The organism is Corynebacterium guangdongense (assembly GCF_030408915.1).
GTDB classification, from domain to species: Bacteria; Actinomycetota; Actinomycetes; order Mycobacteriales; family Mycobacteriaceae; genus Corynebacterium; species Corynebacterium guangdongense.
The window spans coordinates 666,956-684,351 of the sequence record NZ_CP047654.1 but is presented as its reverse complement, the minus strand read 5'-3'; the positions used below and the strand labels follow the sequence as shown (position 1 = coordinate 684,351).

Here is a 17,396-nt window from a genome sequence, read left to right as displayed (position 1 = left end):
CCCCCGCAGTGCCCTGCCGCTGCCTAATGTGTTGTTACATGTCCACCGAAACACTCGACAACTTCGCCCCCGGCCTGACTTTGGAAGTCCGCGACGAGGCGTGGCTGATCACCCACGTGACCCGCTCGACGGACGGGTACCGGCTCAAGGTCCGTGGGCGGTCAGACTACGTGCGCGATCAGCCGGCCACGTTCTTCACGGCGCTGGACGAGATCACGGTGCTCGACCCGGCGGACGTCGACGTGGTGGCGGACGACTCGCCCAACTACCGGCGCACCCGCCTGTGGCTGGAGTCCGCCATGCGCCAGACACCGGTCCCGCTGTACCAGGAGGAGTTGTCGGTGGCCACGCAGATGCTGGCGGACCCGCTCAATTACCAGCTCAGCGCGGTCAGGAAGGCGCTGTCCCCGGAGAACCTGCGCCCACGCGTCCTCATCGCGGACGCGGTGGGCCTGGGCAAGACCCTGGAGATGGGCATGATCCTGGCGGAGCTGATCCGCCGAGGGCGCGGCGAGCGCATCCTGGTGGTCACCCCGCGGCACATCATGGAGCAGTTCCAGCAGGAAATGTGGAGCCGTTTCGCCATCCCGCTGGTGCGCCTGGACTCCGCCGGGATCCAGCAAGTGCGCCAGAAGCTGCCGGCTAGCCGCAACCCCTTCACGTACTTCCCGCGCGTGATCGTGTCCATGGACACCCTGAAGTCGCCGAAGTACCGGGCCCAGCTGGAGAAGGTGCGCTGGGACGCGGTGGTTATCGACGAGGTCCACAACGCCACCAACGTGGGCACCCAGAACAACGAACTGGCCCGCACGCTCGCGCCGACCACGGAGGCGCTGATCCTGGCCTCGGCCACCCCACACAACGGCAACTCGGAATCCTTCAAGGAGATCCTCCGCCTGCTGGATCCGACGTCGGTGCGCCCGGACGGCACCATTGATGATGACGCCGCCCAGCGGCTGATCATCCGCCGACACCGCAACAGCGAGGAGGTGGCCTCCTTCGTCGGCGAGAAGTGGGCCCCGCGCGCCGAACCGCGCAACATCCCCGTGGACGCCTCCGACGAGGAGGACGCCGTCGCACGCGAACTCAACGACACCTGGCTCGCCCAGGGCAAAGCGAACCCGTCCGGCAATCCGCTCTTCCCGTGGACGCTGATCAAGGCGTTCCTCTCCTCCCCCGCCGCCCTCGGCGAGTCGGTGGCCAACCGCCTCAAGCTCATCGGCGGCGCAGACACCCCCGAACGCCGTACCCTGGAACACCTCGCCAAACTCAACGACGAGATCACCCCGTACGACTCCAACAAGTACAACGCGCTGGTCAACTACCTCACCGAGATCGGGGTGAAGAAGGGCTCGCCCACCCGCGTGGTCATCTTCTCCGAGCGCGTCGCCACCCTGCACTGGCTCAAGGAGAACCTCAGCAAGAACCTCAAGCTGCCCGCCGGTGCGGTCGAGGTCATGCACGGAGGCCTGCCGGACGAGAAGCAGATGCAGCTCGTCGACGACTTCAAACGCACCGACTCGCCCCTGCGCATCCTGGTCACCGGCGACGTCGCCTCCGAGGGCGTCAACCTGCACACGCTGTGCCACCACATGGTCCACTACGACATCCCCTGGTCGCTGATCCGCATCCAGCAGCGCAACGGGCGCATCGACCGATACGGGCAGCGCCACAACCCGCAGATCACCACCCTGCTGCTGGAACCCTCCGACTCCGAGGGAATCGGCGAGATCAAGGTGCTCACCCGCCTCATGGAGCGCGAACACGAGGCCAACAAACTGCTCGGCGACGCCTCTTCTCTCATGGGCAAGCACTCCGCGGCCCTGGAGGAGGACGCCATCCGCGACGTCCTGCGCGGCGCCCGCGACTTCGAGGACACCGTCGCCGACCCGCAGGATCTGGTCGACGGCTCCGCCGACGGCCTCGACGAGATCGACAGCCTGCTGGCGATGATCAGCGCCGCCAAGGCCGAGACTGACGAGGACACTCAGCAGCCTGACGCCGTCGCCGCGGCCTCCGGCGGCCTGTATGAGAAGGAGATCGACTACCTCACCGACGCGCTCTCGGAGGGGTTCCACTCGGTCGCTGAGTCCTCACCCAAGCGCGGCGGAGTGGGATTCACGAAGCACGACAATGACATCGCCGAGCTCGAGCCGCCGAAGGATCTCCAGGCCCGGCTGAAGTTCCTGCCCCAGGACTACCTCGCCGACCGCAAGGTGCTGGAGAAGGTCACCCTGGCCACCTCGTTCGCCCGCGGGCAGGAGCGCCTCGACGCCGCCCGCACCGGCGGAGACGGCTCCACCTGGCCCACCGCCCACTTCCTCGGCCCGCTGCACCCGGTCACCGAGTGGGCCGCCGACCGCGCGCTGTCAACCATGAGCAGGCGCGAGATCCCGGCTGCCACCGGCGACGTCCCAGCACCGACCGTGCTGATCCTCGCGACCCTGTCCAACCGCCGCGGCCAGGTGGTCTCCCGCACCTTCGTCACCGCCACCAACCGCTTCGACGCCCAGGTGCTCGAGGATCCGGTGCGCTGGCTGCACGAGATCGGCCTGGGCGAGAAGGCCGTCAACCCCGGTGACGCCGAGGCCCCCGCGGACAGCGAGGAGCTGATCAACGACACCCTCGCGGCGGCCGACGGAGCGATTCGCCCGATGATGATCGCCGCCGGTAACCACGCTCAGGAGCGCATCGCCGGCTGGCGCGAGCGCGCCGAGGACTGGGAGGCCGGGCGCACCGGCGTCACCGCCACCGCCGGGGTCAAGCACACCGCGAGGCTTCTCGACGAGCAGCGCAACCTCACCTACTCGCTGGAACCCGACCGCGAACTGCTGCGACCGCTCGCCATCATCCAGCCCGCCCACCACACGCCGGAGGTTTAGTACGTCATGGCCACCTACGATTCGATCATCAACGTCGAGGAGTGGATCAGCGACCACTACCTGACCACCGACGAGACGAAAGGCGAGTCCTACGGCAAACGCGTCACCCAGCGCGTCAAGGAGTGGAAGGACGACGAGGCCGAGTCCGACCAGCCCTCCCCGCACCCAGCGGGACTGCCCGGGCTGGCTGGAACGACACTCTCTCGGTCACAATTATCAGACGGACATCTCGACCATCACGGCGCCCACCTATCCGCAGAAGCACTTCGCTCATTGGCGTCCCGCCCTCTACGCGCTGATTGAGGCGGCGTCGGAGATCCTCGAGATCAACCGGGACGATCTCAACGGCACCATGGCGACTTACAACGGACAGCCGACCATGGTTCTCTTCGACACCGTTCCCGGTGGCGCGGGTATCAGCCGAAAGGTGTGGGAGCGCTTCCCCGAGGTCCTTGAGGCCGCGTTGGCACGCGTCTCCGACTGTGAGTGCGGAGAGGACACGTCGTGCTACGCCTGCCTCCGCTCCTTCAATAACCAGCGCTTCCATGAGGAATTGCGCAGAGACAGAGCAGTAGAGCTGCTGGAGCACATGCGGACGGCCGTGGCCGTCACCCCGACGACGGCAGGCCCCCGATAGAAACACGAAAGTCGCTGAGCAATCCCATTGAATCGTTCAGCGACTTCCTTCTGCTCTCCGGACCTACTCCCCCAGCAGCCGCTGGCGCAGCGCGCGGTCCTTCTTCTCCACCTGCGCCGCCAGGTCGGCCTGGTAGTCGGCCATCTTCTGCATCAGGGCGTCGTCGCCGGTGCCGAGGATCTGCGCGGCCAGCAGGCCCGCGTTCTTCGCGCCGCCGATGGAGACGGTCGCGACGGGCACGCCGGCCGGCATCTGCACGATCGACAGCAGGGAGTCCATCCCGTCCAGGTCCTTCAGGGCGCGCGGGACGCCGATGACCGGCAGCGGGGTGGCCGCGGCGACCATGCCCGGCAGGTGCGCGGCGCCGCCGGCGCAGGCGATGATCACCTTGAGGCCGCGCTCACGGGCGCTGGTGGCGTAGTTGAGCATCTTCTCCGGGGTGCGGTGCGCGCTGACCACGCCCACCTCGAAGGGAATCTCGAACTCGGCGAGGACCTCCGCGGCCGGCTCGACGGTGTCCCAGTCGGAGTCCGAACCCATGATGAGCCCGACAAGTGGTGCTGCCATGATGTGTCTTCCTTAGCTCTCGATGAAACCGTCGGCCCAGACGGCGTCGGTGATGTAGTGGGCCGCCAACTGCGCTTCCCGACGCGTCGCCTCCACGTCGCGGCCCGAGACGTTGACGTGGCCGAGCTTGCGTCCGGCGCGGTACTCCTTGCCGTAGAGGTGGATCTTGGCGTGCGGGAAGCGGCGCAGCACACCCCGGACGCGGTCCATGACCGGCATCTCCGGGTTGGTGGCGGCGCCGAGGGTGTTGGCCATGACGGTGACCGGGGCGGTCATGTCGGTGGCGCCGAGCGGGTAGTCGAGGACGGCGCGCAGGTGCTGCTCGAACTGGCTGGTGGTCGAGCCGTCCTGGGTCCAGTGGCCGGTGTTGTGCGGGCGCATGGCCAGCTCGTTGACGAAGATCTCCTCGCCGACCTGGAAGAGCTCGACGGCGAGGTCGCCGGTGACGCCCAGTTCGGTGGCGATCTGTCCGGCGACCTCGGCGGCCTGGCCGGCCAGGCGCGGGCTCAGGCCCGGCGCGGGGGCGATGGTCTCAACGCAGATCCCGTCGGACTGGACGGACTCCACGACCGGCCAGGGGGCGACCTCGCCGGAGGGGGTGCGCGCGACCATGGCGGAGAGTTCGCGGTCGAAGGCGAGCTTGCGCTCGGCCATCAGCGGGACGTCCTTGGCCAGCAGGTCGGTGACGGTCTCCTGGAGTTCCTCGGCGGACTTGGGGAACCAGACGCCGTGGCCGTCGTAGCCGCCGCGGCGGGCCTTGAGGCAGACGGCGCCGTCGACGAGCTCGTAGAAGCGTGCGGCGTCGTCGACGGAGGTGATTTCCGCGAACTCCGGGACCGGGGCGCCGATCTCCTTGAGCCTGGTGCGCATGATGAGCTTGTCCTGCGCGTGCACCAGGGCGGAGGGCACGGGCTGGACGTTGACGCCGGCGTCGATGAGCGCCTGCAGGTGCTCGTTGGGCACGTGCTCGTGGTCGAAGGTGACGGCGGAGGCGCCCTCGACGGCGCGGAGGAGATCGTCGTAGTCGGTGTAGTCGCCGATCAGGACGTCCGCGCAGACCTGCGCGGCGGAGGAGTCCTCGGCGCCGGCCAGGAGGCGGATGGACTGACCGAGTTCGATGGCGGCGGTCTGCATCATGCGGGCCAGCTGACCGTCACCGATGACGGTGACGACGTCCATGCCGGGCGCGTGGGCGGGGTGGGCTGCTGCTGTATTCACAGGCCAAACTATAGCGGGGCGACGCTGGGACAAGGGAAGCCATGGCTCCCCCACGACGAGATCGGGCTGCCCCGGGCACACCGTCTTCCGGAATTCACCGCCCGCGCGATGCCGCCGAGGTCGTGAACCTGAGCGGGCGCGTTCTTCCCGGTGGTGACACGCAGCGTCGTCAAGCGGAGCAGGCCCAGCTACGCCGGCACGGTCGTCGCCTGCCGCGCGGCCTCCTCCTCAACCGGGGTCAGCGGCACGCCGCGGGACTCGCGCATCCCCACCGCGGCGACGAAGGAGATGGCGGCCAGGACCATGAGGTAGACGCCGACGGAACCGATCCAGCCGGTCCGGCCGACCAGCAGCTGGGCGATCATCGGGGCGAAGGCCCCGCCGAGGATCGCGCCGATGGCGTAGGCGATGGACACGCCCGACAGGCGGACGTGGGAGGGGAACATCTCGGAGTAGGCCGCGGACTGCGGACCGTAGGTCAGGCCGAGCCCGACGGACAGGCCCGCGACGGAGAGCACCATGAGCCACGGCTGGGCGGTCTGGAGCAGCAGGAACGTCGGCATCAGCCAGACGAACAACGCGGCGTAACCGATGAGGTAGGTGGCCCGGCGGCCGAGGACGTCCGAGAGCCAACCCCCGAGCAGGGTGGTGAAGAGGTAGCACAGGGCGCCGACGGAGACGATCAGCAGCATGAAGCTGCGGTCCAGGCCCAGCGTCGAGGTGCCGTAGCCGAGGATGAAGCCGCCGACGATCATGTAGCCGGCGCCGTTGTTGCCCACGAAGAGCGCCGCGGCACGCACCACCGCGCCGGGATGCTCCCGCAGCAGCCGGCTGACCGGGGCGCTGGCACGGACCTTGGTCTGCTCCAGCTGCGTGAAGACCGGGGACTCCGCGACCCGACGCCGGATGTAGAAGCCGATGAAGATGAGCAGGAAGCTGACCAGGAAGGGAACGCGCCAGCCCCAGGCGGTGAACTGTTCCTCGCTGAGCGCCGAGGAGACGCCCAGCAGGACGCCGGTGGCCAGCAGCATGCCCAGCGGGACGCCGAGCTGGGGGTAGGAGCCGAAGAGTCCGCGGCGATGCGCCGGAGCGTGTTCGACGGCCATGAGCGCGGCGCCACCCCATTCCCCGCCGGCCGAGAGCCCCTGCAGGATCCGCAGCAGCACCAGGAGGAGGGGGGCGGCGATGCCGATCGAGCTGTAGGTCGGCAGCAGGCCCATTAGCGTGGTGGCCACGCCCATCAGCCCGAGGGTGAGCATGAGGACCATGCGGCGGCCGTAGCGGTCGCCGACCCAGCCGGCGAGGATCGCGCCGAGCGGGCGGAAGAAGAAGGAGATGCCGATGGAGGCGTAGGAGAGGATCTGCGCCAGCTGGGGGCTGTTCTCCCCCAGCGGGCCGAAGTACTGCGCGGCGAAGATGATGGCGGCGGCGTTGGCGTAGATGAGGAAGTCATACCACTCCACCGTCGTGCCTATCAATGTGGCTCCGAGGACGCGACGTTCTTCGGTGCGGTTCCTGGTGGCGGTCGTCGTCAAGACTGGATTCTCCTGTGGCCGGATGGCTGCCGCGACGGCAGGCGGGGGTCCCCTGTACCCCTTCATCGTCGCACACGGGGGTGACGGTTACATCCGGTTTACTGGCGCACGGGCACCCGGTGCAGCGATTTCCCGATCATCTGCTCGACGCGCCTGGCCTTGGGCACGTTCCCGAAGAAGATCGGCCGGTCGTAGCCGTACACGGCGATGGAGATGCCCCCGCGTCGGCGGCGCACCGAGTGAATCTGGTGGAAGGGGATGGAGTCCACCCGGGGGCGCAGGGTGCCGGCGCGGGCGATGACGCGCTGGTTGGTGACGATGAAGCGGCGTCGGCGCGCGCGGATCACCGGCAGCCCGAAGCGCCAGAAGGACAGCGCCACCCACAGGCCGACGAGGCCGTTGCGCAGGTTGACGTCCCACGCGGAGCCGGGCTGGTCCATGAAGCCGACGGCCATCCAGCACAGGGCGGTGATGAGGAGCAGTTCCAGGAACGGGAAGAACAGGGTGTGCGCGGGGGCGCTGAAGTCCGCGCGGACGACCTCTCCCCTGCTCATGCTCATCATTCCCATGGGCACAGAGGATACGTCAGGCCAGGCAGATCAAGCCAGACGGAGGTGGGTGACGTCGCCCGCCGAATACGCCGCGCCGTCGATGAGGATGCGCCCGTCGTCGGCGACGGTGTCGACGACACCGAGGACGTCGCCCGTCGGCGCCTGCAGGCGCACACGCTGGCCGATGGAGGAGCACACCGCGCGGTAGTCCGCCATCAGGGCCGGGTCGTTGTCCCGCCACTGGCGCAGGCGCCGGGCCAGTGCGCTGAAGAGCTGCTCCTCCAGTTCGGCGCGCGCCAGGTCGACGCCCTCCAGGGCGAGTGAGGTCGCGTGGGCGACGGGCAGCTGCTCGCGGGTGAGCAGGTGGTTGAGGCCGACGCCGATGACCACCCGGTAGGAGCCGTCGGCGGCGGGGGCGGCCTCGGCTAGGATGCCGCAGAGCTTCCTGCCGTCGATGAGGACGTCGTTGGGCCATTTGAGGGTGGCGGTGTCGATGACGTCGGTCAGGGCGAGGCCGGCGGCCAGGGTGAGGGTGCCGAGCCGCTCGAGGTCGTGCTGAGGCACGACGAGGAGGGTGGAGAAGATCAGCTGGGTGCCGGCCGGCGCGGTCCACGTGCGGCCGAGGCGGCCGCGGCCGGCGGTCTGGTGGTCGGCGATGAGGAGGGCGCCGTGCGGGGCGGAGTCGTCGGCGAGCAGGTCGGCGTTGGTGGAGCCGGTGTCGTCGACCCGGACTACGCGGCTGTACAGTTCCTCGAAGCTCATGCGGACCACAGTACAACCGCGCCTGCGATGCCCATTTATATTCACAAAGTAGCTAACCTACGGTACCGTAACCTGCGGAAACGTAACTTGTGATGGACGACACGAAGGTTTTGTGGTGGAAACAAACGCACTTTGCTCTACGCTACGCAGCCATGACGGTTTCATCTGACTCCTCGCACCTGACCGACGCCGCCTCTGTCGGCATGTCCGACACCGCGACCACGGCCGACAAGATCGCCGACCTCAAGAAGCGTCGCGCCGAAGCGACCTACCCGATGGGCGAGAAGGCGGTGGAGAAGGTCCACTCCCAGAACCGCCTCACCGCACGCGAGCGTCTGGACTACCTCCTCGACGAAGGCTCCTTCGTCGAGACCGACATGCTCGCCCGCCACCGCACCACCGACTTCAACATGGGCGCCAAGCGTCCGGCCACCGACGGCGTCGTCACCGGCTGGGGCACCATCGACGGCCGTGAGGTCTGCATCTTCTCCCAGGACGGCACCGTCTTCGGTGGCGCCCTCGGCGAGGTCTACGGCGAGAAGATGATCAAGATCATGGAGCTGGCCGTGACCACCGGCCGCCCCCTCATCGGCCTCTACGAGGGCGCCGGCGCCCGCATCCAGGACGGCGCCGTCTCCCTGGACATGATCGCCCGCACCTTCTGGCACAACATCAACGCCTCCGGCGTCGTCCCGCAGATCTCCGTGATCATGGGCGCCTCCGCCGGCGGCAACGCCTACTCCCCGGCCCTGACCGACTTCGTCGTCATGGTCGACAAGACCTCCAAGATGTTCGTCACCGGCCCCGACGTGATCAAGACCGTCACCGGCGAGGAGATCACCCAGGAAGAGCTGGGCGGCGCGATGACCCACATGGTCACCGCCGGCAACGCCCACTACGTCGCCGAGACCGACGAGGAGGCCCTCGACTGGGTCACCGACCTGGTCGCCTACCTGCCCTCCAACAACCGCACCTACGCCCCGGCCGAGCCCTTCGACGCCGAGGAAGGCTCCGTCGGCGACAACCTCACCGCCGACGACCTCAAGCTCGACGAGATCATCCCGGACTCCCCGACCCAGCCCTACGACGTTCGCGAGGTCATCGAGTCGCTCACCGACGACGGCGAGTACATGGAGATCCAGGCCCAGCGCGCCGAGAACGTCGTCATCGCCTTCGGCCGCATCGAGGGCCAGTCCGTCGGCTTCATCGCCAACCAGCCGATGGTCTTCGCCGGCTGCCTGGACATCGACTCCTCCGAGAAGGCCGCCCGCTTCATCCGCACCTGCGACGCCTTCAACGTCCCGATCGTCATGCTCGTCGACGTCCCGGGCTTCCTGCCGGGCGCGTCCCAGGAGTACGGCGGCATCCTGCGCCGCGGCGCCAAGCTCCTCTACGCCTACGGTGAGGCCACCGTCCCGAAGATCACCGTCACCATGCGCAAGGCCTACGGCGGCGCCTACTGCGTGATGGGCTCCAAGGGCCTGGGCGCCGACGTCAACCTGGCGTGGCCGACCGCCCAGATCGCCGTCATGGGCGCCTCCGGCGCCGTCGGCTTCATCTACCGCAAGGACCTGGCCCAGGCCAAGGAGAAGGGCCTCGACGTCGCCGAGCTGCAGGCCTCCTTCGAGCGCGAGTACGAGGACCACATGCTCAACCCCTACGCCGCCGCCGAGCGCGGGCTCATCGACGCGGTCATCCTCCCCTCGGAGACCCGCGGCCTGATCGCCCGCAACCTGCGCCTGTACAAGGACAAGAACGTCACCCGCCCGGCCCGCAAGCACGGCAACATTCCGCTCTAAGATGCTTCTCGACGCTGGCCGGGGCACCGCCGCCCCGGCCAGTCGCGGGTTTCCGGGCGCATGAAACGAATCCGGACGATCATCCGATAAGGGATCAGATGATCCAGCCCGGATTCCCGGACCCACCAACAAGGACTTAGACTAAGCAGACATGACACAGGCCAAACCCGATCTGAAGACCACCGTCGGCAAGCTGCAGGATCTGCGCAACCGCCTCACCGAAGCCGCGCAGCCCATGGGCGCCGAGGCGATTGAGGCCACCCACGCCGCGGGACGTCTGACTGCCCGGGAGACCCTGCTCGCACTGCTGGACGAGGGTTCCTTCGTTGAAACCGACGCCCTGGCCCGCCACCGCGCCACCGACTTCAAGATGGAGCGCACCCGGCCGGCCACCGACGGCGTCGTCACCGGTTACGGCACCGTCGAGGGCCGCCGCGTCGTCGCCTACGCGATCGACGAGACGGTCTTCGAGGCCGCCCTGGGCGAGGTCTACGCCGAGAAGATCCTCAAGCTCTACGACCTGGCGGCCAAGAGCGGTGTGCCGATCGTGGCCTTCCTCGCCGGCACCGGCCCGCGCCTGAAGGAGGGCGTGGTCACCCTGTCGATGTTCGCCAAGATCGTCAACGCCGCCGCCGACGCCTCCGGCCTCGTCCCGCAGATCTCCGTCATCAACGGGGAAACCTCCGGCCTCCACGCGGTGCTGGCCAACCTCGCCGACCTCGTCATCGCCTCCGACGCCCGGGCCCACCTGGTCGCCGAGCCGGCCGACTTCCCGGTCGTCACCCGCGCCGTCCTCGGCCACCTCCCGCTCAACAACATGGCCGAGGCCCCGCGCACGGAGACCCCGGAGAAGCCGGCCGGCATCGACCTGAACACCATCATCCCGGACGAGGGCGACTACGACGTCCGCGCCCTGCTCGGCGAGCTCGTCGACGGCGGGCTCCTCGAGGTCCGGGCCCAGGCCGGCGCCGGCGTCATCACCGGCTTCGCCCGCATCGGCGGCCGTGCCGTGGGTGTGGTCGCCACCGACCCGGCCGCGCAGCTGGACGCGGAGTCGGCCACCAAGGCGGCCCGCTTCATCCGCACCGCCGACTCCTTCAACCTGCCCATCCTCCAGGTCGTCGACACCGACGGCTTCCCCGCCGGGGACGAGGAGAGCCTGCGCGCCGCTGCCCAGCTGGCATACGCCAACGCCGAGGCCAGCGTCGGCAAGCTCACGCTCATCACCCGGAGGGCCTACGGCTCCGGCTACGTCCTCTTCGGCGCCAAGGACACCGGCGCCGACCTCGTGTGGGCGTGGCCGACCGCCGAGGTCGCCGTCGACTCCGCGGAGAACGTCGCCGCCGCCCTGGGCACCGACGCGGAGAAGTACGCCGCCGAGCATCTCAACCCCTACCGCGCCGCCGAGCGCGGCCTGGTCGACGCCGTCATCGAGCCGGCCGACACCCGCACCTTCATCATCGACGGGCTCGGCCTGACCGAACGCAAGGTCGTCGCCCGCCGCCCCCGCAAGCATGGCAACATCGCCCTCTAACCAAGGAGAACATCATGACTGTCAGCACTGAGGCCCCGCTGTTCACCGTCGTCAAGGGCAACCCGACCGACGACGAGGTCGCGGCCCTCACCGCCGTGTTCACCCAGCTCATCGCCGCGGCCGCCCCGGCCGAGGACAAGGAGCGCAACCTGTGGGGCCGCCCGGCGGACCGCCTGCAGCGACACACGGTCTACAACCCCTCCGCCTTCCGCTCGGTGACCTTCTACTGATGCGCATCGTGCTCGCCTCCCAGTCGCCCTCGCGGCTGGGAATTCTGCGTTCCGGGGGCATCGAGCCCCACGTCCACCCCGCCCACGTCGACGAGGACGCGCTGCTGGCCGGGCTCGCCGACGCCCCCGCGACCGCCGTCGCCACCCTCGCCGCCGCCAAGGCCCGGGCAGTCGCCGCCGACCACCCCGACGACGTCGTCATCGGCGCCGACTCCATGCTCCTGCTCGACGGCGAACTCCAGGGCAAACCCCACACCGTCGACGCCACCGTCGCCCGGTGGAAGGCGCAGGCCGGTAAGACGGCGCACCTGCTGACCGGGCACTGCATCATCTTCGGCGACCGGGCCGTGCAGGACACCGCCAGCACCGCCGTGACCTTCGCCGACGTCCCGGACGCGGACATCGAGGCCTACGCGCGCTCCGGGGAACCGCTCGAGTGCGCCGGAGCATTCACCCTGGAGGCGCTCGGCGGCTGGTTCATCGACCGCATCGAGGGCGACCCCTCCAGCGTCATCGGCCTGTCCATGCCGCTCGTGCGCCGGGCGCTCTACTCCTTCGGGCTCAACGTCTCCGACTTCTGGGCGTAATCCCCCGGCGGCGGGGTGACCCGGCCGGGAACCGCCCTGGAGATCCGTGGCGGCCACTCGGTACTCTGAGGGGCTATGACAACACGTCGGCGCCGTCTACCGACCTGGTCCTGGTTCGTCCCCGAGGACCCGCCGCGGGACGAAGGGCCGTGACCTGCCCCGGACCGATTCGGGGGTGCTCTGGCGCGCCCTGACGGGCTACCGGGCCGCGTTCCTCGTCACCCTGCTCGGCCTGGCCGTCGACGCCGGGACCGGGGTGCTCGCCGGCTGGGCGATCGGCAAGTCCGCGGACTGGGTCTTCGCCGACGGCTCACTCCGCGACGCCGTCGTGCCCGCGGTCGCCCTCGCCCTCATCTACGGCCTCAGCTGGCTCGCCGCGCAGACCACCGAGACACTCGTCGACGTCGCCGCCGGCCGCACGATCCACGTGCTGCGCCTGACCCTGCTCGGCCGGCTGGTCTCGGGGGTCACCCCGCGCAGCTCCGGGGAAATCCTCAACACCGTCGACGCCGACTCCACCCAGCTGGGCATGATCCGTTATCTGCTGGACTGGCCGCTGTACATGGTCGGCTACCTCCTCGGCTCGCTCATCGTCGTCTGGCCGATATCCCCGTGGCTCTCACTGTCGGTGCTGGCCGCGACGCTGCTGACCGTCTCCTCCGCCTTCGCCACCGCCCGGCCCATCGCCCGTGTCGCGCGCCGGCGCCGCGAGGCCGAGTCCGCCTCCATCGCCATCGCCACCGACGCCGCCCAGGGCTCGCGCGTGATCAAGGGCCTGGGCGCCACCGACGTCACCCGCGCCCGCTTCGACGACGCCGCGGGCGCCGCGCTCGCCGTCATGCTTCGCGACGCCCGCGTCTCCGCCCTGCTCAACGCCGTCCGCCAGACCGTCCCCGCGCTGGCCACCGCCACGATCATCGCGCTGGCCGGCTGGCTGGCCATGACCGGGCGGGTCAGCGTCGGTCAGTTTCTCACCGTCACGGTCGTCGTCCCGCCCGCGCTGATCTCCTTCGGGCAGTCGCTGGGCATGGTCACCGACTTCTGGGCCCGCGGGCTCACCGCCGCCGGGCGCATCCGGGCCCTCAGCGACTCCATCATCGCGCCGGAGGCCGCCACCGGTGACCCGCCGACGCTGCGGCCCGGCCTCACCGTGTGGTCCGCCACCACCGCCGCCGGACTGCGCGAGGCCGAACGACGGATCGCGGCGCTGGCCGCCGGCGACGACGTCCTCGCCCCGCCCCACCGGGTCAACGTCTTCGAGGGCACCCTGGCCGACAACGTCGCCGCGCGTGCCCCCCGCTCCCGCGCGCACCTGCACGCCTCCCTGGACGCAGCCGCCTGTGAGGACATCCTCGTTCGCCTGCGCGACGGGGGCGCCGACGACTGGGGCCTGCCCACCACCGCCATCGGGGAATCCGGGCTCAACCTCTCCGGCGGGCAGCGCCAGCGCGTGGCCCTTGCCCGCGCGCTGGCCGCCGACCCGGAGGTGCTGATCCTCGATGAACCGACCACCGGGCTGGACGCGGTCACCGCCGATGAGGTGGCCCGTCGCGTCGCGGCGCTGCGGGCGGGGCGCACGACCGTGGTCGTCTCGACGTCGCGGCCGTGGCGTTCGGCCGCCGAGCGGGTGGAGGAGCTGTCATGACGCCCGACGCGCTCCCGCCCGCCCCAGTCCGGGAATCATTCCGCCACCTCGGCACGCTGCCCGGGCGCCCGCGCGCGGGCTGGTGGCTGGCCGCGACGCTGACATTCGCCATGACGCTGGTCGGCATCATCGGGGCGTCCCAGCTGGTCGGCACGCTCGTCGACGCCATCGACGGCGGCGGTGACGCCACCCTCTTCGGCACGCTCATCGGGCTCGTCGCCGCGGCGATGCTGCTCGAGGTCGTCGGCCGGGCGCTGGCGAACTACCTGGTCACCGCCCGGGCCCGCATCCTCTCGGTCGACCTTCGCCGCGCGGGCCTGGCGTCGGTGCTGCGGGCGCCGATCCCCGACGTCATGGAACTGGGCAGCGGCAACGTCATCACCCGCCTGACCAAGGACATCGACGCGGTGGTGACGTTCATCCAGCACTCCGGCACCCGCGTCATCGTCACCGCGCTGATGCTGCCCTCGACGCTCATCGCGCTGGTCGCGGTGCACTGGTCCTACGCGGGCGTGTTCCTGCTCGCCCTGCTGCCCGTCGTTCCCGGGGTGCGTATGGTGCTGCGCGAGCTCCCCGACGTCTCCAACCGCGTCGCCGCCGCCGAGGCCTACCGCAACAACGTCCTGCTCGACACCATCTCGGGTCTGCCCACCATCCGCGCGTTCGGCCTGGAACGCTGGGCGCAGGAACGTATGCGTACCCACTCCTGGCACACCATCACCACCCAGGCGAACCTGCTGCCCCTGTTCAACGTGCTAATGGCCTACGCCTCCTTCGCCTATGCGCTGCTGGTCATCGGCGCGCTGCTGTGGTCGACGGTGCTGCTCGGGCAGGGCGCGGTCACCCTCGGTGCCGCAACCACCGCGATGGTGCTGGCCAGCCGCCTGGAAATCCACCTCTTCAACGTGCTGTCCTTCACCGGGGAAATGCAGACTGCGATGGTGCAGCTCGGGCGGGCCGTCTCCCTGGCGACACTCGCCCCCGAGGAGAACCGCGCGGAGCCGGCGGACCTGGCGGCGGCTCCGGAGGTGCGCGTCGAGAAGCTGTCCTTCGCCTACCCCAACGGCGCCGCCGTCATCACGGACCTGTCCCTCACGCTCGCCGCCGGCACGACCACCGCGCTGGTGGGAACCACCGGCGCGGGCAAGTCGACCCTGGCGGCGGTCCTCGCCGGCCTGCAGCGGCCCACCGCCGGGGAGGTCTACCTCGACGACGTCCCCGCCAGCACCGCCCCCGACCTCTGGTGGGCCCGCCACGTCACGCTCATGACGCAGGAAGTTCACCTCTTCTCCGGCAGCCTGCGCGAGGACCTCCGGATCGCGGCGAACGGCGCCTCCGACACCACGCTTCTCGACGCCCTGCGCACCGTCGGCCTCATCCCCGGCACCGCCGCCTGGCAGCGCTCCTTCCCCGAGGGGCTCGACACCCGGATCGGCGCGGGAGGGGAGGCGCTGGGCCCGGAGATCGCCCAGCAGATCAGCCTGGCCCGGGTGTGGCTGCGCGACCCGCCGGTCCTGATCCTCGACGAGGCCACCGCCGAAGCCGGCTCCGACGACGCCCGGGCGCTGGAGCGCGCCGCCGGCCAGGTCACCCGCGGGCGCACGAGCCTCGTGGTGGCGCACCGGCTCGACCAGGCCGTGGCGGCGGACCGCATCATAGTCATGGACCACGGGCGCATCGTCGAGGACGGCACGCACGCGGAACTCATCGCGCAGGGTGGTCGCTACGCCCGGCTCTACGCCCGCTGGTCGCCGACTGGTTAGGCTGGCGGTCATGGAACTCAACGACATGCTCGCCCCCGACCCGATCCGCTTGCCCGCCGACCCGGCCCAGGGCAGGGACCCCCTCGACCCCGCCACCGCTCTCGCGCACCCGGACAGCCCCAACGTCTGGGCCACCAAGGCCGAGCAGGCCTACGAAAACGCGGCGAGCGACGAGGACAGGCTCGTCACCTACGCCTTCGCGCGCACGGGCTACCACCGCTCCCTGGACCGCCTCCGCGCCAACGGGTGGAAAGGCTGGGGCCCGGTCCCCTACGCGCACGAGTCGAACCAGCCGGTCCTGCGCGCCATCGCCGCCCTCGCCCTGGCCGCCCAGGCCATCGGCGAGAACGCCGAGTACGACCGCTGCCGCCAGATGCTTTCCGACGCCGACCCCGACTGCGTCGCGACGCTGCTGGACTAGGCCGGGACCGCCAGGTTGGCGGTCTCGACGCGGCGGATGGCCTCCGCCGCGATCTTTTCCTGGATGCCCATGCTCAGCTCCGAGGTGAAGCCCACGCAGGAGTTGTTGATCTCGCCGAGCACGTAGGTGTCCGAACCGTCCGCGGCGGTGTCCAGCATGAAGTCCGCCGTCCAGATCAGCGGAACGTTCTGGTTCTGGCCCAGCTTCGCCGCGATCACCGGACGCGCCTGCTCGAACATGGCCAGCAGCTCCGGCCACTCCTCCGGTCGGTTGTAGGTGTACTTCGCCCCGGAGAACAGGGTCGCGGAGAAGGAGTCCTCCCCCTCGGCCGGCTTCTTGTGAACGATGAACACCGGCTCCGCGCCCACCAGCAGGATGCGGATCTCGCCCTCGACGATGCGGGGCATGAAACGCATGTCCACGAGCATGCCGTTGTCGCCGATGATGTACTGGTCGCAGAAGTCCATGAACTCGCCGAGCGTGGTGTGGCGCGAGCGGTTGTCCACCGCCTCCGTGCACTTGAGCTCCGTGTCCAGCGGCAGGGCCGTGCCCGGGGTGACCGACGCGGCCAGGTCCCGGTCCGCCAGGCGCACGCGCCAGATGCCCTCGCCGGTGGAGCCGCGGTTCTGCTTGAGCACACGCTCGCCGTAGGACAGGGAGGTCGGGAAGGTCTGGTGGAAATCGGCGACGTCGTAGTAGGCGGCGGTGTCGGCCGGCACCAGCGGAGTCCGGTTCAGCTTCACCAGTGCGTCCTTCGCCCCGTAGGCCATCATGTCCGCTGGGGTGGACATGCCGATGACGCCGGCGTCGGCAAGCTGGGTCAGCAGCGTGAAGTAGCCCTTCTCGCCGCCCGGGATGTGCCCCGGGTTGACCCGCGAGATGTACGCGTCGAAGCCCCCGACGACTGTGTCGAAGATCTCAGCGGCGCGATCCGGGTGGTAGTAGATGACCTCGGCGTGCCAGCCAGCGGCGCGGACGGCGTCGACGATGGGCATGGTGTCCCTCCGGTGACCGTCCGGCCCCTTGTCGGATCCGCCCTCAACCTCGAAGATTACTATGGCCTGATGCATGAATGCTCGCCCTTTCATAAGCAGGAAACGGGCGTCACATCGCAGGCCCGCGAGACGAAAATAATGCAGCCCAGACACTTCGGCTCTATCAGACAGGCCGGCTGTTACCAACAACACAGGGCCCCGGGCGAGTGACGAACTGGAACCCAACAGGTTATCGTTATACCTAAGTGAACCACTCCCCTCAGCCCCACG

Annotated in this window: 16 protein-coding genes; 10 read left to right on the top strand and 6 right to left on the bottom strand. The window is 69.6% G+C overall.

Annotated elements, in window-relative coordinates; genetic code table 11:
• Positions 1 to 38 precede the first annotated feature (38 nt).
• Genes CGUA_RS03305 through CGUA_RS03295 form a run of 3 tightly spaced genes read left to right on the top strand, consistent with a single transcriptional unit; the run spans position 39 to position 3,519 of the window.
• The gene (locus CGUA_RS03305) at positions 39 to 2,882 is read left to right on the top strand and encodes a DEAD/DEAH box helicase (protein ID WP_290197680.1); all 2,844 of its coding nucleotides are present in this window, start codon (positions 39 to 41) and stop codon (positions 2,880 to 2,882) included.
• A gap of 6 nt (positions 2,883 to 2,888) precedes the next feature.
• Positions 2,889 to 3,185: a hypothetical protein gene (locus tag CGUA_RS03300; protein ID WP_290197679.1), complete on the top strand. Its 297-nt coding sequence runs from the start codon at positions 2,889 to 2,891 to the stop codon at positions 3,183 to 3,185.
• Complete coding sequence (locus tag CGUA_RS03295; RefSeq protein ID WP_310169413.1) at positions 3,070 to 3,519, top strand: DUF1998 domain-containing protein; 450 nt, start codon at positions 3,070 to 3,072, stop codon at positions 3,517 to 3,519. Before CGUA_RS03300 ends, CGUA_RS03295 begins: the two co-directional genes overlap by 116 nt.
• Positions 3,520 to 3,582: 63 nt before the next feature.
• Here CGUA_RS03295 and purE read toward each other — a convergent pair whose 3' ends face one another.
• The 5 genes from purE to CGUA_RS03270 form a co-directional block, all read right to left on the bottom strand.
• Positions 3,583 to 4,086, bottom strand: a complete 504-nt coding sequence (gene purE / locus CGUA_RS03290) for a 5-(carboxyamino)imidazole ribonucleotide mutase (protein WP_290197678.1) — start codon at positions 4,084 to 4,086, stop codon at positions 3,583 to 3,585.
• 12 nt (positions 4,087 to 4,098) lie between these two features.
• Entirely contained in the window at positions 4,099 to 5,304 is a 1,206-nt protein-coding gene (locus tag CGUA_RS03285; RefSeq protein ID WP_290197677.1) for a 5-(carboxyamino)imidazole ribonucleotide synthase, read from the bottom strand.
• A 188-nt stretch (positions 5,305 to 5,492) separates the two neighbouring features.
• Entirely contained in the window at positions 5,493 to 6,839 is a 1,347-nt protein-coding gene (locus tag CGUA_RS03280; protein WP_290197676.1) for an MFS transporter, read from the bottom strand.
• A 98-nt stretch (positions 6,840 to 6,937) separates the two neighbouring features.
• Complete coding sequence (locus tag CGUA_RS03275) at positions 6,938 to 7,408, bottom strand: PH domain-containing protein (protein ID WP_290197675.1); 471 nt, start codon at positions 7,406 to 7,408, stop codon at positions 6,938 to 6,940.
• Between the two features lie 30 nt (positions 7,409 to 7,438).
• Complete coding sequence (locus CGUA_RS03270) at positions 7,439 to 8,152, bottom strand: biotin--[acetyl-CoA-carboxylase] ligase (RefSeq protein ID WP_290197674.1); 714 nt, start codon at positions 8,150 to 8,152, stop codon at positions 7,439 to 7,441.
• A gap of 203 nt (positions 8,153 to 8,355) precedes the next feature.
• Here CGUA_RS03270 and CGUA_RS03265 point away from each other — a divergent pair, with 203 nt between their 5' ends.
• From CGUA_RS03265 to CGUA_RS03230, 7 genes are all read left to right on the top strand, one after another.
• Complete coding sequence (locus CGUA_RS03265; RefSeq protein ID WP_374725061.1) at positions 8,356 to 9,951, top strand: acyl-CoA carboxylase subunit beta; 1,596 nt, start codon at positions 8,356 to 8,358, stop codon at positions 9,949 to 9,951.
• A 151-nt stretch (positions 9,952 to 10,102) separates the two neighbouring features.
• Positions 10,103 to 11,485, top strand: coding sequence for an acyl-CoA carboxylase subunit beta (locus tag CGUA_RS03260; protein ID WP_290197672.1), 1,383 nt, complete (start codon positions 10,103 to 10,105; stop codon positions 11,483 to 11,485).
• 14 nt (positions 11,486 to 11,499) lie between these two features.
• Entirely contained in the window at positions 11,500 to 11,715 is a 216-nt protein-coding gene (locus CGUA_RS03255; protein WP_290197671.1) for an acyl-CoA carboxylase subunit epsilon, read from the top strand.
• On the top strand, positions 11,715 to 12,302 hold the full coding sequence (locus CGUA_RS03250) for a Maf family protein (protein WP_290197670.1): 588 nt from the start codon (positions 11,715 to 11,717) through the stop codon (positions 12,300 to 12,302). Before CGUA_RS03255 ends, CGUA_RS03250 begins: the two co-directional genes overlap by 1 nt.
• 175 nt (positions 12,303 to 12,477) lie before the next feature.
• On the top strand, positions 12,478 to 13,947 hold the full coding sequence (locus CGUA_RS03245; RefSeq protein WP_290197669.1) for an ABC transporter transmembrane domain-containing protein: 1,470 nt from the start codon (positions 12,478 to 12,480) through the stop codon (positions 13,945 to 13,947).
• The gene (locus tag CGUA_RS13220; RefSeq protein WP_374725021.1) at positions 13,944 to 15,710 is read left to right on the top strand and encodes an ABC transporter ATP-binding protein; all 1,767 of its coding nucleotides are present in this window, start codon (positions 13,944 to 13,946) and stop codon (positions 15,708 to 15,710) included. The genes CGUA_RS03245 and CGUA_RS13220 overlap by 4 nt, the downstream gene beginning before the upstream one ends.
• A 10-nt stretch (positions 15,711 to 15,720) precedes the next feature.
• A complete protein-coding gene (locus tag CGUA_RS03230) occupies positions 15,721 to 16,131 on the top strand; it encodes a DUF3151 domain-containing protein (protein ID WP_290197668.1) in 411 nt (136 codons plus the stop codon).
• Here the strand turns inward: CGUA_RS03230 and CGUA_RS03225 are convergent.
• Entirely contained in the window at positions 16,128 to 17,201 is a 1,074-nt protein-coding gene (locus CGUA_RS03225; RefSeq protein ID WP_290197667.1) for a Cj0069 family protein, read from the bottom strand. The two genes, CGUA_RS03230 and CGUA_RS03225, sit on opposite strands and share 4 nt — an antisense overlap.
• Positions 17,202 to 17,396: the final 195 nt, after the last annotated feature.

Bases quoted from the DNA above. Each gene is read 5' to 3' on its own strand.
- CGUA_RS03305 (WP_290197680.1), top strand. From the start codon at position 39: ATGTCCACCGAAACACTCGACAACTTCGCCCCCGGCCTGACTTTGGAA.
- CGUA_RS03300 (WP_290197679.1), top strand. From the start codon at position 2,889: ATGGCCACCTACGATTCGATCATCAACGTCGAGGAGTGGATCAGCGAC.
- purE (WP_290197678.1), bottom strand. From the start codon at position 4,086: ATGGCAGCACCACTTGTCGGGCTCATCATGGGTTCGGACTCCGACTGG.
- CGUA_RS03275 (WP_290197675.1), bottom strand. From the start codon at position 7,408: ATGGGAATGATGAGCATGAGCAGGGGAGAGGTCGTCCGCGCGGACTTC.
- CGUA_RS03270 (WP_290197674.1), bottom strand. From the start codon at position 8,152: ATGAGCTTCGAGGAACTGTACAGCCGCGTAGTCCGGGTCGACGACACC.
- CGUA_RS03265 (WP_374725061.1), top strand. From the start codon at position 8,356: ATGTCCGACACCGCGACCACGGCCGACAAGATCGCCGACCTCAAGAAG.
- CGUA_RS03260 (WP_290197672.1), top strand. From the start codon at position 10,103: ATGACACAGGCCAAACCCGATCTGAAGACCACCGTCGGCAAGCTGCAG.
- CGUA_RS03255 (WP_290197671.1), top strand. From the start codon at position 11,500: ATGACTGTCAGCACTGAGGCCCCGCTGTTCACCGTCGTCAAGGGCAAC.
- CGUA_RS03250 (WP_290197670.1), top strand. From the start codon at position 11,715: ATGCGCATCGTGCTCGCCTCCCAGTCGCCCTCGCGGCTGGGAATTCTG.
- CGUA_RS13220 (WP_374725021.1), top strand. From the start codon at position 13,944: ATGACGCCCGACGCGCTCCCGCCCGCCCCAGTCCGGGAATCATTCCGC.
- CGUA_RS03230 (WP_290197668.1), top strand. From the start codon at position 15,721: ATGGAACTCAACGACATGCTCGCCCCCGACCCGATCCGCTTGCCCGCC.
- CGUA_RS03225 (WP_290197667.1), bottom strand. From the start codon at position 17,201: ATGCATCAGGCCATAGTAATCTTCGAGGTTGAGGGCGGATCCGACAAG.